The sequence below is a fragment of the Thermococcus sp. LS2 genome (assembly GCF_012027375.1).
Lineage (GTDB): Archaea > Methanobacteriota_B > Thermococci > Thermococcales > Thermococcaceae > Thermococcus_B.
This window is the reverse complement of record NZ_SNUI01000003.1, coordinates 17,597-32,419: the sequence shown is the minus strand read 5'-3', so window position 1 is coordinate 32,419 and position 14,823 is coordinate 17,597. Positions and strand designations below refer to the sequence as shown.

The following is a 14,823-nucleotide window of genomic DNA, read 5'->3' as shown; positions in this document are numbered from 1 at the left end:
CTACTCCCTGAAGAGTCTATTGTGTCCAACAAAGAGCCTGTATCTGTCTTTTCCTTGGAGCTCATCAAGAACTCTCTTTGCTATCATTTTAACTGGATCCGGGAGACCTTTAACTCTATGCTTTAAGTCATCAAAGCTCTCAAATGGCTGTCTTTGTCTTTCTTCAATAATTTCCCACATGTGCTTCTTTCCAATTCCCGGTAAAAGCTCTAGGCTGTGCAGTCTGTTTGTTATGGGGGGTGCCATGTTAAAGAACTTTATAAATCTCTGCTCATTGTTCTTCACGATTTCTTCTACAACATAAGGCAATTCAGCTTTTGCAGTTGGGGTCAAATCTTCATATCTGAGCTTTCTGTTTATCATGAGGACTTTGTCTCTCTGTCCCTTTCCTATGAAAACTCTCTCATACAGCATTAAATCTGTCTTGGGGATAACTTCCAGAAGAGTGAAGGCTTTTTCTCCTATGACTTGAGCAATCGGCTTATTGTCCCTCTTCATTCTAAAGTGCTCCATGTCAATGTAACCAGTGGGTAGATAGTCTAATACATAGGCATACTCCTCATATTCTGTGTTTCTCTTCTTTTTTATGCTCTGCATATACGAATGTTTCCTATAATAATCCATATTTCTCTCCCCCAGAAGATATATTCACTTACGCTTTTTATACTTTTGTCTGCTTTCTCGTAGAAAAGTATGAACCAGAAAAAGAAATAGAAGAGATTACTCTCTGTATTCATCAAGTATCCTAATTATCTCCTCGGCCTCTTCTTTGGTCGGCATATAGTCTTCTTTTGCAAATATAACTCTGATATCCATGTAGTCTTCTGGCATTATGTCAATAATTTTTACTGCCAGTCTTTCGTCCATCCATTCAAATGCGGAGATGAGCTTGTCTTTGAGCTCCTTTGCTTGTTCTGGAGTGACTTTTGCAAATCTCTCTGCATGTTCGAGGCTTATCCTTGCTTCATAAAACATTGGCTCCTCTGGATTTTCCTCTGATCCTTCCTCTCTTCTTCTCAGTAGTATTTCCTTTGTTTCTGCAATTGTTAGATAGTGCTCTTCAAGCTTTTTTCTTCCTATCATTTTAGGTCACTTCTGAGGTCTTAAGTGAACTGGGTGGATAAAGAATGTCTTAACCTTCCCACCATCAGTTATCTGGACGATGTAAGCATCGCCTCTCTTGCCCACAACGGTTCCAGTTCTTCCGTGGAATCTTGGGTCTGGCATGCCTTTGTGATAGCTTGGCTCAATTACAATGTGAACTCTCTGCCCAACCTCAAATTCTTGGAGGAACCTCGTGAGTGGTGGAAGTCCTCTCCTCCTTGGGTGCTTGCTAAGCTTACCCCTTGTTTTCCTCCTAAAGCTGTGTGCTTTTTGAACCATATCAATCACCTCTTAGGGTTTTAATCAAATTTCGAGGATTTAGGAATTCACAATTTTAGGTTTACTTTTCAGCGAAAGGGTCTTTCCCCAAGTGTCATAAGCTCATTTACATAAGCGTTTATAAAGTTTTCACCTTATCATCTAAAATATTTAACACATCTAACTTTTCACACCATGCTTTCTTTCCTAGGATTTCTGAGACTGAGGGAGTTGTTCTGCCATTATCTCCAGATATAAGTTCCTTAATGTATAATCCACCATCTGTGATTAGTCTGAGCTTGAAGTGTTTATCATCGATAATTTCTGCTTTAACATCATAAACTTTTCTAACCCTTACAATGTCCGCTCTTCTTCTCAGAACTCTTCTTGGAGTCCTTTGGTAAATTGTGCAATTTTGGAGCTTTTCTACAACTTCCTTTATCTCCTCAGCTGTTATGCCTTCTTCAACATAAACAAGAGCTTCGTACTCTTTTTTGTGATTGCTCGTAAGTATCCTCTCCATTTCCTCTTTGCTAATGAATTTTAAATCTAAAACCTCAACCTTTTTGCTCTGATTAATCTCTTGGGCAATCTTTTCCAAGTTAATTTTCCTCTTTATGGGTTTCTTTATTTCTACAACAAAGGGTCTCCCATTGCCGAGCATTCTAACGTCAACATCCTCTCTCCCAGCTCCATGGAAGATGCACTTACCTTTTGTTGCTTTTGAAAATGGCTTGCAGATTATTGAAGCAACACTCTCTTTGAAACCCTTTAGTGGCGTCTGGGGAATGCCTCTTACAAGCTTTCTATACCTGCCATAAATGTATAATGGCTTTATCTGAAGTTCAATCCTCTCATTATAGGGGTCAATAATGAAAATAACATCTGGATTTTCTTTATCAACGGGCTTTTGGAAGAGAACTTCAAGGAACTTTCCTACTTCTCTGTTAAATTCTCTGTTAATTGGCTCAGCAAATTCTAACTCAAACTCTTCCCATAGCTGCTTTTCTTTATCCATAATTTCTTTTGGAAATCTTGAGCCGACAAGAAAGCTCTCAAACTCAATTCCGAGCTTTTGGGCTTTATCATAGCATAATCTCACAAGGTATTCAGTCTTCTTGAAGATATTTCCACAGAGCTCACACTTCTCGGGCTCTTCAAAAGAGGATAATCCCCTTGCTTCTCGCTCCATATTGAGTACTAGTCTAATTGATTTCCCTCTAATATAATTGGTGCTCTTTCCTAGCATGCCAAATAGCCTTCCAAGACAGTTGTTGCATAGGCTGTGCTTTTCCAGGATTTTTTCTGACTTTTCAAGTATCACTCCCATCACCTGTCAAATGTTCAATGGGAGAGGGCTTTTCACCTTTTAATATGCCATCTGTCCAACCTTAAGCTTTATATCCTAGTGCCATTAATTAGCTTTGATGCCAATGATGACTCGAAGGCAGAAGATAATAAATCTTTTGGAGGAAAGAGATTACAGTGTTAGTGAATTAGCTATGATGCTCGATATGAGGGGAAAAGGCAGTAAAAAGGCCATCCTTGAGGATTTGAAAGCTATTGCTAAGATATTAAAGCGTGAAGGAAAGGTTCTGCTAATTCAGCCCGCTGTATGCAGGAAATGCGGCTTTGTATTTAGGGCTGAAATAAATATCCCATCCAAATGTCCCCGATGCAGGTCACAATGGATTGAGGAGCCAAGGTTCAAGATAGAGGTGAGGTGATACTATGAAAAAAGTTGAAGTCTTCATGAAGGAGAAAGGGATAAACCCAGGAGATTACGTTGAGGTTGTTAAAAAAGAAAATGGAAATCACAACGTTTATAGAGGCCTGGTGATGCCTCCCTATGAGCTTTCAGAGGGAGAAACACTCACGTTAAAGCTTGACAATGGTTACAACATTGGAATTCTCATTGACCAAATAGTTGAAATTAAAGTCCTTGAGAAAGCCAAGCCGAGGGAAATGAGAGAATTCAAAGCTGTTTTACCTAAGAAGCCGAACTTGCCCAACGTTACAATCTTTGGAACCGGTGGAACAATTGCCTCAAAGATTGATTATAAAACTGGCGCCGTTCACCCAGCTTTCACCGCTGAGGAACTTGCTTTAGCTGTTCCGGAGATATTTGAGATAGCCAATATAACGCCAAAGCTCATTATGAACATTCTCAGTGAGGACATGACGCCGAAATACTGGGTTAAGATAGCTCATGAAGTTGCCAAGGCTTTGAATGAAGGCGAGGATGGAGTCATCATCGGACACGGAACGGACACGATGGGATACACTGCAGCAGCATTAAGCTTCATGCTGAGAGATTTAGGAAAGCCCGTCATCCTAGTTGGTGCACAGAGGAGCTCTGATAGGCCATCAAGTGATGCTGCAATGAATCTTATTTGCTCTGTCAGAATGGCTACCGCCGATTTCGGTGAAGTTGCTGTTGTTATGCACGGCGAGACCTCCGACACATACTGTTTAGCCCACAGAGGTACAAAGGTCAGGAAGATGCACACCTCGAGGAGAGATGCATTCAGAAGCATAAATGACATCCCAATAGCGAAGATTTGGAGCGATGGAAAGATTGAATTTTTGAGAGACGATTATAAAAGAAGAACGAAGAGTGAAGTGTGGGTGGATGACAAGATTGAGGAGAAAGTTGCTCTCATAAAGTCGTTCCCAGGAATGCAGAGTGAAATTATTGACTTCCTTGTTGATAAGGGATACAAGGGCATTGTTATTGAGGGAACGGGTTTGGGACACACTCCAACTCACATAATTCCAAGCATTGAGAGAGCAGTCCAAGAGGGAATTGCTGTCTGTATGACAAGCCAGTGCCTCTATGGAAGGGTCAATCTGAACGTCTATTCAACGGGCAGAAAGCTTCTCAAAGCTGGGGTTATCCCATGTGAAGACATGCTTCCAGAGACTGCCTACGTGAAGTTAATTTGGGTTCTTGGACACACTCAGAATCTTGAAGAAGTTAAGAGGATGATGCTGACGAACTACGCTGGTGAGATAACACCTTACACGAGGTTTGATACATACTTGAGGTGATGACGATGGAACTTAATTACAAAGAGCTTGGGCTTAAAGTGGGATTAGAGATTCACAGACAACTTGACACTAAAAAGCTGTTTTCACCTGTGCCGAGCGAGCTTCATGAAGAAGTTGACTTCACTTTCCAGAGAAGACTTAGACCGACGATGAGTGAGCTTGGCGAGATTGACCAAGCAGCTTTAGAGGAATTCAAAAAGGGGAGGACTTACGTTTACGAAGGAAACTACAAGTTCAGTGATTTGGTTTACATGGACGAAGAGCCACCACACATGCCGGATGAGGAGGCTTTAAGAGTTGCTCTTCAAATTGCGTACCTTCTCAACGCTACCCCCGTTGATGAGATCCACTTCATGCGTAAAATCGTTATTGATGGATCCAACGTTTCGGGCTTCCAGAGAACTGCAATAATAGCGATGAACGGAAAGGTTGATACTCCATGGGGAAGCGTTGGAATTCCAACAATCTGTCTGGAGGAAGATGCTGCAAGGATAATTGAGAGGGAAGACAGCAAAGTAATTTACAGGATTGACCGTTTAGGAATTCCGTTAGTTGAAATCTCAACAACCCCAGATATTCACCACCCAGAACAAGCAAAGGTAGTTGCCAAATACATTGGTGATGCTCTAAGAGCAACAAGAAAAGTCAAGCGAGGTCTGGGAACAATCAGACAGGACCTAAACGTCTCAATTAAAGGCGGTGCGAGAATTGAGATTAAAGGTGTCCAGGAGCTGGATATGATACCTATCATTATTGAGCGTGAAGTTTTGAGGCAACTAAACCTTCTCAAGATTCGTGATGAACTCAAAAAGAGAGGCGCAAATGAGGAAGAGCTGAAGGAAGAGTTTTATGACGTTACCGACATCTTCGAGAACACTCAATCAAAGATCATCGCAAAAACCATTAAGAAAGGTGGAAAGGTTTTGGCATTAAAGCTTCCAAAGTTTAGAGGGCTCATTGGTTATGAAATTCAGCCAGGAAGGAGATTAGGAACAGAAATGGCAGACAGGGCGAAGAAATACGTTAAAGGGATATTCCACATTGATGAATTACCTAATTATGGAATTACGCAAGAAGAAGTTAATGCAGTCATTGAGAGACTTGGCTTAGGAGAGCAAGACGCTTTTGTTTTAGTTGCGGCCGAGGAAGAAATAGCTAAGAAAGCTTTGAGAGAAGTTCTTCAGAGGGCTAGGGAAGCACTTCATGGAGTTCCAGAAGAAACAAGGAGAGCTCTGCCAGATGGGAACACCCAATACATGCGTCCACTGCCAGGTAAAGCGAGAATGTACCCAGAGACAGACATTCCGCCGATACTCATAACGAAAGAGATGAAGGAGGAAATCCTTGCTAACCTTCCGGAGCTTCCACAGGCTAAGGTTGAGCGCTATGTCAAGGAGTTCAAGATTGACAAGAGCTTAGCCAAAACACTGGTCGATGACGAAAGGGATGAGCTGTTTGAGGAGCTTATTGAGATGGGTGTTAAGCCTTCATTAGCTGCATCAATCCTTGTGGTTGTTCTCAAAGGTCTGAAGAAAGAAGTCCCAATCGAGAACATAACTGACGAACACATCAAGGAGGCATTTAAGCTTTACCTTGACAACAAGATTGCCAAAGAGGCGTTTGAAGAGATATTCAAGGAGTTGGCGTTACATCCAGAAAAGACAGCCCTTCAAGTTGCAGAGGAGAAGGGACTAACGCTTCTCAGCCTAGAAGAAGTTGAGAAAATTATTGACGAGATACTCCAACAGAACATTGATGTTATCAAAGCTAAGGGAATGGGAGCAATGGGTATGATAATGGGAAGAGCTATGGCAAAGCTTAGAGGCAAAGCTGATGGTAAGCTCGTCAGTCAATTAGTCAGGAAGAAGATTCAGGAGCTTAGCTCTTGATTTTTATCTTTTCAAGATTTTATTCTTCAATAAATTTTTAAGTACCAATTTCTAGAGTAATCTGGTGAGCAAATGCCAATAACAACTCCTCCAACAATTCCTATACCAAGAAAGCGATGGGAAAAGGCTCTTAGGGAATCCTCAAAGAAGAAAAAGCCGAAAAAAGAGGAGTTTAGATTAGTTTATATCAGAATTAAGACAAAGGGAGACAGAACTGTTGGTGAAGCTGCTAAAGAGCTTGAAATTCGATTTATAGACTTTTCTCCAGCAAGACTTATTGAGCCAGATGAAACTAACCTGCTCTTGGCAGTTGAGAAGTTCTTAAAAAATAATCCACCAAGGATTTATGTCGTTGAGCTAACAGATGGTATCAGCAGATGGTTTTATGTGTTTCCAAGTGTAGAGAAGGTAAAGTTTAGAAGAAGGACTTTTACCGTGTGTTTGTAGTTAAGAAAAAAGAAGCAATTGAAGAAATCCTTAAGCGAATTGCAAGTGGGGAATATTCTAAAAAGTTTAGATTGGGCTTTTTAACTGTCCTCCAAATCCTAATTGGGTTTGCTCCATTTATTCTGGCATATATACAAGGTGAAAACAAATCTGCAGAGGACTTGTTTAATTACCTGGTCTGGGCAGTTGCAGCCATTTCTGCGATTCAGGGAATTAAAAGGGGATACAAAGAGAAAAGCTGGGAAGAGTAGTCAGTGCATCGGCTCCTCATCACAGCTCAGAGTGAGGGAAAAAGTCATCATCCTAGAATGGATTTGGAGGGCAGACTTTTAAAGCTTCGGTTATAACTGTAAGGAATAAAAACTTTTATGCATGTATCGGGTAGTAAATACGGTGGTGAAAGGTGACTGGAAGAATCAGGAAAGCATTGAAATCAAAACTTTCTGGCGTTACGGTAATATATTACCGCCTTGAAGGCATTGCTCCAGAACAAGTCAGGGGAATGCTACCTTCCGCACTCGAGTTCAAGAATCCAACACCTGAAAGCTTCAAAATTCTTCTTGGAAAACTTGAAGGAAAGAACATAATTCCACTTAAGATCTTCGACGTTCGCTCTGAGGAGAGGGTTATATAGGTTTATGAAGCTCCTGAGAATGAATATCTTGCGATAAAGGGTGTTAAACCCAGAGTTTTCGGTATGATGAAGAGTGCCCTTGAAGACTTTCTCCAACTTCTTGCAGAAGATAAACTCGATGAGATACCTTATTACGGGCTCGATATCAGGAAAAAAGGTTGGAGGAGATTAGGAAAAGAACTCGCTGTCTATGCCCTATCGGGATTTATGATGATGGCAGTTGGTGAGGTAACCGAAAGCTATCTCCATAATCGCTGGATCGGATACCTTTTTGGAGCTGCTATCCTTGGTGCTCTTGGCTACTTTCTTATGCCGAGAAAAGTTAGAAAACCTATAAACGAAGTTCCTTATAAATACTGGGAAAAATCTGTTGAAAAGGCAGCTAAGAAGGGAAAGATTAGAATAAAATGGATAGAGCTTTAACGGCCAAGCTCCTTATGAGCTTTAGCCAAGTGCTTTGCAGCTATTGCCGCTAAGAGTGAAAGCTCTCCAGCTAAGACGGCTCCAGCCACTATCTCGGCGAACTTCTTTGCATTTATTCCGGGGGGATCTCCGCCTCCAGCAACACCCATAATGCTCAAGGCTTCTCTCTGCGTTGGGACCCTTGTTCCTCCGCCGACTGTTCCAATCTCTAAGCTTGGCATCGTTATGCTTATGTACAAATCTCCCTCTGGAGTTACCTCTGCTAACGTTATTCCATGAGCACCTTCTGTAATTTGTGCCTCATCTTGACCTGTTGCTAAGAAAATGGCACCAATGATGTTCGCAAAATGGGCATTGAAGCCGTAGCTTCCAGCCTGTGCGGAACCAACTAAGTTCTTTCTGTAATTAACCTCTGCTATTAGCTCTGGCGTCGTTTTAAGCTTTTTCTCAACGATTTCTCTTGGAATAACAGCCTCAGCTATGACAGTCTTTCCTCTGCCTAAAATGAAATTAATTGCGTTGGGCTTCTTATCGACACATAAGTTTCCAGATAACGCAAGATATCTAACATCTGAGAACTTTTCTTCAATGGCCTTCATTATTTCCTCGCTTGCTATCGTTACCATATTCATGCCCATAGCATCGCCTGTTTCAAATTCAAACCTTAGGTAAAGGTTGTTACCCACTATGAATGGCTTAACATCTCTGAGCTTTCCATGTCTTGTAACCTTTGAAACAGCTTTTTCCTGCAGATAGTCTATATTCTCTTTTACCCACTTTGCAACTTCTCTCGCTCTCCTTGCATCTGGGCACTTTAAGAGAGGTGCTCTCGTCATTTTGTCATCAATAATTGTCGTTTTTACTCCTCCAGCAGCCGTTAAAGCTGAGCATCCTCTATTCACTGAGGCAACCAATGCCCCCTCTGTTGTAGCTAATGGAATGTAAAATTCCCCTTTAGCGTATTCACCATTTATCTTAAGAGGTCCAGCAACACCCATTGGTATTTGAACGACGCCAATCATGTTCTCAATATTTTTTCCGATAACCTGATTTGGATCAATTGAATAATATCCTACATGTTCTAGAGTTATCCCAAGTTTTTTCTCAAGAGCCTTCCTTCTAATTTCTGTTGCAAGCTTTTTGTCACCGTTGGTGTATTTCTCAACTTGATGGAGTTTAATCTCTCCCCTTACAACTTTGTCGATAATTTCCTCAATGTTCATTAGAACACCTCCAAAATAGCTACTTAGTTCCTCCGAATATCCATTCTTCAATCAGCTGACCGCTTTCGTAAAAAGCGAGAGCAGCATCGCTTTTAGGCTTATACACTAAAATTGGGACTCCAACGTTTACAGACTCTGGAACATCTTCGTCAAAAGGAATCAAGCCAAGAACAGGCACGCCGATATCTCCTTCAACGGTCTCGACAATTTTATCAATGACGTCTTGTGACTCCCTTACCTTGTTCAAAATAACACCGACTCTGAGTCCATACTCTTCTCCAAGAGCTCTAAGCTTTTCAACTTCGTTTTCAACCATAGTTTCGAAGGAATAAATCGGGGAACGCTCAATTTCAACAACTATAAGCTGATAATTTGCAACTTCGAATGTCGGAAGAGTATCAAATGGGATTCCAGTCGGCGAATCAACAAAAACGAGACCGAATTTATATCTCATTTGATCAACGATGTCTCTCAATCTCCTTGCGGAAATTCCCAAGACATCTTGAAGATTTGTGCTACCTGGCATTACATAAACGCCAGTTTGAGAATGCTTGTAAATTGCCCATTCCGGGTCAAGATTGGGATTTTTTAGAATAGAGTGAAGGGTATATTTTACATTCTCCAATCCAAAGTGAAAGCCAAGGTTTGGCAGATATAGATCACCATCAATTGCGAGAACTCTATATTCCCTTTGAGCAAAATAAGTGCTTAGATTAGCGGTTGTCGTTGTTTTTCCGGCCCCCCCTCTCCCTGTAACTATTACAACAGCCATGGATTATGCACGCCCCGTAATTTGATTCTCAAGGAATCTAATAAATTAAATCACACTTTAATTTTTAATTTTACTGAAATATAAGGTTTTCTGAAGCTGACCTTAGCTAATACTTAAAAAGAGGATAAAGAAAGTTAAGCCTTGCAGATGTCATCCAATAACTTCTCCAAAAGCAAACTTCTGCTTTACGGAGTTTATAACAATCTCCACCTCGTCCCCAACTTTTGTCTTGGGAACAAACACGACAAATCCTCTAATTCTTGCTATGCCATCTCCACCCTTTCCAAGGGCTTCAATCTTGACTTTATATCTTTCTCCAACCTTAACAGGAGGTTGTCTAACTCTTGGCTTGCCTCTATCAAATCTCTTTCCACCAAACTTCCTGTTCTCCAACTCAGACACCACCACAGAGATGTGTGCACTTAAAGGCTTTCACTAGTGCTATTTAAACCTTTTGGTATTTCCTTTGTATTTTTCAAAACTTTTGTTGTTAAAATTCAGGACTCCCGTTATAACGCTTGAATTTTATTCATTATCATGCAGCAAAATCTTCGGAGGTCTTCTGTCTCTTATACAAGAGATGGGAAAATTATCGTCTATTACCGAAAACAATTTTGCTCTTTGCACAAAAAGTTTATATCGCGTCTCATTTAGATATTCATGTAAGCGTTTTATGGAGATGATAGAGATGGCTGATAAGATGGTTGCTATCATGAAAACTAAACCAGCTTACGGTGCAGAGCTTGTTGAGGTTGATGTTCCTAAGCCAAAAGAAGGGGAGATTCTCATTAAGGTTTTAGCGACCAGCATCTGTGGAACCGATTTGCATATCTATGAATGGAACGAGTGGGCTCAGACCAGAATTAAGCCGCCTCAAATTATGGGACATGAGGTTGCTGGAGAGGTTATAGAAGTTGGCCCAGGAGTCGAGGACATACAGGTTGGAGACTACATCTCAGCGGAAACTCACATAGTGTGCGGCAAGTGCTACCAATGTAAAACTGGAAACTATCACGTCTGCCAGAATACAAAGATTTTCGGTGTTGATACAGATGGTGTTTTTGCTGAATATGCGATAGTCCCAGCGCAAAATGCATGGAAAAATCCCAAGAATATTCCACCAGAATATGCAACCCTCCAAGAGCCACTAGGAAATGCAGTTGATACTGTTCTGGCAGAGCCTGTCGCTGGAAAAACTGTTCTTATAACGGGAGCTGGACCTCTTGGGTTACTTGGCATAACAGTTGCAAAAGCCGCAGGAGCTTCTCTCGTAATAGTGAGCGAGCCGAGCGACTTCAGAAGAGAATTAGCAAAGAAAGTTGGCGCTGATGTTGTTATTAATCCCTTTGAGGAGGATGTTGTCAAAGAAGTTATGGACTTAACAGACGGCAACGGTGTTGATGTATTCCTAGAATTCAGCGGTGCTCCAAAAGCCCTTGAACAGGGATTGCAGGCAGTAACTCCGGCGGGAAGAGTTTCTCTGCTTGGACTCTTCCCAAGGGATGTCTCACTTGACTTTAACAACTTAATAATCTTCAAGTCACTCACAGTTTATGGAATAACTGGAAGACATCTCTGGCAAACTTGGTACACTGTTTCAAGGCTCCTTCAGAGCGGAAAGCTCAATCTGGATCCAATAATTACCCACAAGTATAAAGGCTTTGACAAGTTTGAAGAGGCCTTTGAGCTTATGCGCGCAGGAAAGACCGGTAAAGTTGTATTCTTCCCACACAAAAAGTGAACTTCCTTTTCTCTGTTTATTTTTCTAACCGCAATTTTTAAGTAAATGCACACCAATTTTTTGCGGGAGGGGATATTATGGAACTAAGTTATCAGGAAAAATTAACTCTCATTAAGCTTAAGGACTTAAGAAGGGTAAAATTCGAGGACTTAGTTAAGGAAACAGGACTTGACCAAGTTGCAGTTATGAGGGCTGTCTTGTGGCTCCAAAGTAAAGGACTTGCAAAGCTTCATGAGAAGCAGAGGAAAATTGTGAAGCTCACGGATACAGGTAGAAGATATGCTGAAATCGAACTTCCAGAGAGGAGGGCTCTAAAGCTTCTCGCTGAGAGGGAAAAAGTAACGCTCGACGATTTAAAGGAAGTTCTCAGCGATGATGAGCTTAAGCCGATAGTCGGAATTCTAAGAAGAGAAGGCTGGGCTACAGTTAGAAAAGAAAACGAAAAGCTTGTTCTCGAGATTACAGAGAAAGGCAAAGCAGCCTTAAATGAAGACAGACCTATAGATAAAGTTCTTAAAATTCTTACTGAAAAAGGTGAAGTTGAGGCCAAAGAAATTGAAGGATTAATATCATTAAACGAGCTCAAGAGAAGAAAAATTGCAGAGGACGAGCTTAAAACGGAGAGAGAAGTTGAGATAACAGAAGAGGGGCTTAAGCTAGCAGAAAAAGGCTTGGAACTTAAAAAAGAAGTCTCAATCCTTACACCCGAGCTCATAAAGAGCGGCAATTGGAGGAGCGTTGAGTTCAAGCGCTTCAACATCAAGGCACCAGTTAAGAGAATTTATCCGGGTAAAAAGCAGCCTTATAGGGCTTTTCTTGATAAGATTAGAAGAAAGCTCATTGAGATGGGCTTTATTGAAATGACTGCTGAGAGCTTAATTGAAACCCAATTCTGGAACTTTGATGCTCTGTTCCAGCCTCAAAATCATCCGGCAAGAGACTGGACAGACACTTATCAGCTTAAGTATCCAAAGTATGGATTCTTGCCAGAGGAAGAGCTTGTTGAAAGGGTTAAAGCTGCTCATGAGCACGGCTGGACAACTGGCTCAAGAGGCTGGGGCTATAGATGGGATCCAAGGATGGCCATGATGCTGATGCCGAGAGCACATGGAACAGCATTAAGTGCTCGCCAGTTAGCTAAAGATATTCAAATTCCAGGAAAGTACTTTGCTATTCAGAGAGTCTTCAGACCAGATGTTTTAGATAGAACTCACTTGATAGAGTTCAACCAAGTTGAAGGATTCGTTATTGGGGAAGATTTGACCTTTAAACACCTCCTTGGAATACTCAAGCGCTTTGCTACTGAGGTTGCAGGAGCGAAGAAAGTGAAGTTCTTGCCCGATTATTATCCATTTACAGAGCCCAGTGTTCAGATGAGCGCTAAACATCCAGAGCTTGGTTGGGTTGAGTTTGGAGGAGCTGGGATTTTTAGAGAGGAAATGACAAAACCTCTCGGCATTGACGTTCCAGTGATTGCTTGGGGAATTGGAATTGACAGATTAGCGATGTTTAAGCTCGGAATTGACGACATAAGGTACCTCTTCAGCTATGACTTGAGGTGGCTCAGAGAGGCCAAAATAATTTGGTGAGGTGGGCAAAATGCCAAAGTTCGATGTTGCTAAAGCTGATTTGGAACGCTTGGTTGGAAAGAGCTTTACAGTTGAGGAGTGGGAAGACTTATTCCTTTACGCTAAATGCGAGCTCGATGATGTCTGGGAAGAGGATGGGAAAATTTACTTCAAAGCCGATGCAAAGGACACAAACAGACCGGACTTGTGGAGTGCCGAGGGAATTGCAAGGCAGATAAAATGGGCGCTTGGAATGAAAAAGGGTTTGCCGAAATACGAAGTTGAGAAAAGCGACATTGTTGTTTACGTTGATGAGAAGCTTAAGGATATTAGGCCTTATGGAGTTTATGCAGTAGTTGAGGACGTAAACCTCGATGAGGAGGCATTTAAACAGTTGATTCAGCTTCAAGAAAAAATTGCTCTGACTTTTGGAAGAAAGAGAAGGGAAGTTGCAATTGGGACTTTTGACTTTGATAAGCTTAAGCCCCCATTTTACTACAAAGCTGTTGAACCAGAGAAGATAAAATTCATTCCTCTGAACTGCGAGGAAGAGATGACAGCAAATGAGATACTTGAGAAACACGAGAAGGGAATTGAATACGGCCACCTTATTAAAGGAAAGCCATATTATCCCCTTTTGGTTGACAGCGAGGGCAACGTTCTTTCTATGCCCCCAGTTATAAACTCAGAGACCCATGGAAAAGTTACTGAGGAGACAAGAAACATTTTCATAGACATCACTGGATGGGACTTGAACAAGATAATGCTTGCTTTGAATGTTATTGTTACAGCTTTAGCAGAGCGCGGCGGAAAGATAAAGAGCGTAAAAGTTGTTTACAAAGACTTTGAAATTGAAACGCCTGATTTAACTCCAAAAGAGTTTGAGGTTGACCTCGGCTATATCAAAAAGCTTGCTGGAATCGAGCTGAGCGATGAGCAGATTAAAGAGCTCTTAGAGAGGATGTTCTACGAAGTAAAGCTTGAAAATGGAAAAGCCAAACTCAAATATCCTGCGTTTAGAGACGACATAATGCATGCTCGTGACGTTTTGGAGGATGTTCTCATTGCTTACGGCTATAACGAGATTGAACCAGAAGAACCAAAATTAGCCGTTCAGGGGAGAGGAGACGACTTTATCGAGTTTGAGAATGCCATTAGGGAATTAATGATTGGCTTTGGACTACAAGAAGTCATGACCTTTAATCTTACTAACAAGGAAGCCCAGTTCACCAAGATGAACATTCCTGAGGAAGATATAGTTGAAATTGAGAATCCAGTGAGTTTGAGATGGAGTGCATTGAGGAAGTGGCTTATCCCTTCACTGATGGAGTTCCTTAGCTTAAACACCCATGAAGAATATCCACAAAAAATCTTCGAAGTTGGAAAGGCTACCTTAATAGATGAAACAAAGGAAACAAAAACAGTAAGCGAGAGCAAATTAGCTGTTGCAATAGCCCATCCAAGAGTTACATTTACAGAGGTTAAGGAAATCCTTGACAGCGTCATGCACCATTTAGGCTTTGAATATGAGCTTGAAGAGACAGAGCATGGCTCATTCATTCCGGGCAGAGTTGGAAAGATAATTGTTGATGGGAAAGAAATTGGTATAATCGGTGAAATTCACCCGCAAGTTTTAGAGAACTGGGGCATTGAAATGCCCGTTGCAGCTTTTGAGATATTCTTAAAACCTCTTTACAAGCCCTCCTCTTAACT

Annotated in this window: 17 protein-coding genes; 10 read left to right on the top strand and 7 right to left on the bottom strand. The window is 41.4% G+C overall.

Translation table 11 applies throughout. The annotated features are described in order from the left end of the window. The 4 genes from E3E24_RS04760 to E3E24_RS04745 form a co-directional block, all read right to left on the bottom strand. Positions 1-624 (bottom strand): DUF655 domain-containing protein, encoded by a 624-nt coding sequence (locus E3E24_RS04760; protein ID WP_167885484.1) that lies wholly within the window; start codon positions 622-624, stop codon positions 1-3. Positions 625-720: 96 nt separating this feature from the next. Then, complete coding sequence (locus E3E24_RS04755) at positions 721-1,083, bottom strand: RNA polymerase Rpb4 family protein (protein ID WP_167915718.1); 363 nt, start codon at positions 1,081-1,083, stop codon at positions 721-723. A 6-nt stretch (positions 1,084-1,089) separates the two neighbouring features. Continuing rightward, positions 1,090-1,383, bottom strand: a complete 294-nt coding sequence (locus E3E24_RS04750) for a 50S ribosomal protein L21e (protein ID WP_042679869.1) — start codon at positions 1,381-1,383, stop codon at positions 1,090-1,092. 118 nt (positions 1,384-1,501) lie between these two features. Then, the gene (locus E3E24_RS04745) at positions 1,502-2,686 is read right to left on the bottom strand and encodes a tRNA pseudouridine(54/55) synthase Pus10 (protein WP_167915717.1); all 1,185 of its coding nucleotides are present in this window, start codon (positions 2,684-2,686) and stop codon (positions 1,502-1,504) included. 109 nt (positions 2,687-2,795) lie between these two features. Here E3E24_RS04745 and E3E24_RS04740 point away from each other — a divergent pair, with 109 nt between their 5' ends. The 7 genes from E3E24_RS04740 to E3E24_RS04710 all read left to right on the top strand — a co-directional run bounded on the left by E3E24_RS04740 (position 2,796) and on the right by E3E24_RS04710 (position 7,806). Then, positions 2,796-3,089: a transcriptional regulator gene (locus E3E24_RS04740; RefSeq protein ID WP_167915739.1), complete on the top strand. Its 294-nt coding sequence runs from the start codon at positions 2,796-2,798 to the stop codon at positions 3,087-3,089. Between the two features lie 4 nt (positions 3,090-3,093). Continuing rightward, positions 3,094-4,413 carry a Glu-tRNA(Gln) amidotransferase subunit GatD gene (gene gatD, locus E3E24_RS04735; protein WP_167915716.1) on the top strand — a complete coding sequence of 440 codons (1,320 nt, stop codon included), beginning with the start codon at positions 3,094-3,096 and terminating at the stop codon, positions 4,411-4,413. Continuing rightward, complete coding sequence (gene gatE / locus E3E24_RS04730) at positions 4,413-6,302, top strand: Glu-tRNA(Gln) amidotransferase subunit GatE (protein WP_167915715.1); 1,890 nt, start codon at positions 4,413-4,415, stop codon at positions 6,300-6,302. The genes gatD and gatE overlap by 1 nt, the downstream gene beginning before the upstream one ends. A gap of 72 nt (positions 6,303-6,374) precedes the next feature. Then, a complete protein-coding gene (locus E3E24_RS04725; protein WP_167915714.1) occupies positions 6,375-6,749 on the top strand; it encodes a hypothetical protein in 375 nt (124 codons plus the stop codon). Beyond that, entirely contained in the window at positions 6,740-7,000 is a 261-nt protein-coding gene (locus tag E3E24_RS04720) for a hypothetical protein (RefSeq protein ID WP_167915713.1), read from the top strand. Before E3E24_RS04725 ends, E3E24_RS04720 begins: the two co-directional genes overlap by 10 nt. A gap of 152 nt (positions 7,001-7,152) precedes the next feature. Next, on the top strand, positions 7,153-7,383 hold the full coding sequence (locus E3E24_RS04715) for a hypothetical protein (protein ID WP_167885490.1): 231 nt from the start codon (positions 7,153-7,155) through the stop codon (positions 7,381-7,383). Positions 7,384-7,446: 63 nt separating this feature from the next. Next, complete coding sequence (locus E3E24_RS04710) at positions 7,447-7,806, top strand: hypothetical protein (RefSeq protein WP_167915712.1); 360 nt, start codon at positions 7,447-7,449, stop codon at positions 7,804-7,806. On the opposite strand, the gene hmgA is transcribed toward E3E24_RS04710, so the two are convergent. The 3 genes from hmgA to E3E24_RS04695 form a co-directional block, all read right to left on the bottom strand. Next, complete coding sequence (hmgA, locus tag E3E24_RS04705; protein WP_167885492.1) at positions 7,803-9,029, bottom strand: hydroxymethylglutaryl-CoA reductase (NADPH); 1,227 nt, start codon at positions 9,027-9,029, stop codon at positions 7,803-7,805. The two genes, E3E24_RS04710 and hmgA, sit on opposite strands and share 4 nt — an antisense overlap. Before the next feature lie 19 nt (positions 9,030-9,048). Beyond that, positions 9,049-9,801 carry a MinD/ParA family protein gene (locus tag E3E24_RS04700; protein WP_167915711.1) on the bottom strand — a complete coding sequence of 251 codons (753 nt, stop codon included), beginning with the start codon at positions 9,799-9,801 and terminating at the stop codon, positions 9,049-9,051. 150 nt (positions 9,802-9,951) lie between these two features. Further along, positions 9,952-10,194 (bottom strand): TRAM domain-containing protein, encoded by a 243-nt coding sequence (locus E3E24_RS04695; protein ID WP_167885494.1) that lies wholly within the window; start codon positions 10,192-10,194, stop codon positions 9,952-9,954. A gap of 295 nt (positions 10,195-10,489) precedes the next feature. On the opposite strand from E3E24_RS04695, the gene tdh reads away from it, so the two are divergent. The 3 genes from tdh to pheT all read left to right on the top strand — a co-directional run bounded on the left by tdh (position 10,490) and on the right by pheT (position 14,821). After that, positions 10,490-11,542: an L-threonine 3-dehydrogenase gene (gene tdh, locus E3E24_RS04690; RefSeq protein WP_167885495.1), complete on the top strand. Its 1,053-nt coding sequence runs from the start codon at positions 10,490-10,492 to the stop codon at positions 11,540-11,542. A gap of 77 nt (positions 11,543-11,619) precedes the next feature. Continuing rightward, on the top strand, positions 11,620-13,131 hold the full coding sequence (locus E3E24_RS04685; protein WP_167885496.1) for a phenylalanine--tRNA ligase subunit alpha: 1,512 nt from the start codon (positions 11,620-11,622) through the stop codon (positions 13,129-13,131). Positions 13,132-13,141: 10 nt separating this feature from the next. Further along, positions 13,142-14,821 (top strand): phenylalanine--tRNA ligase subunit beta, encoded by a 1,680-nt coding sequence (pheT, locus tag E3E24_RS04680; RefSeq protein ID WP_167885497.1) that lies wholly within the window; start codon positions 13,142-13,144, stop codon positions 14,819-14,821. Positions 14,822-14,823 lie beyond the last annotated feature (2 nt).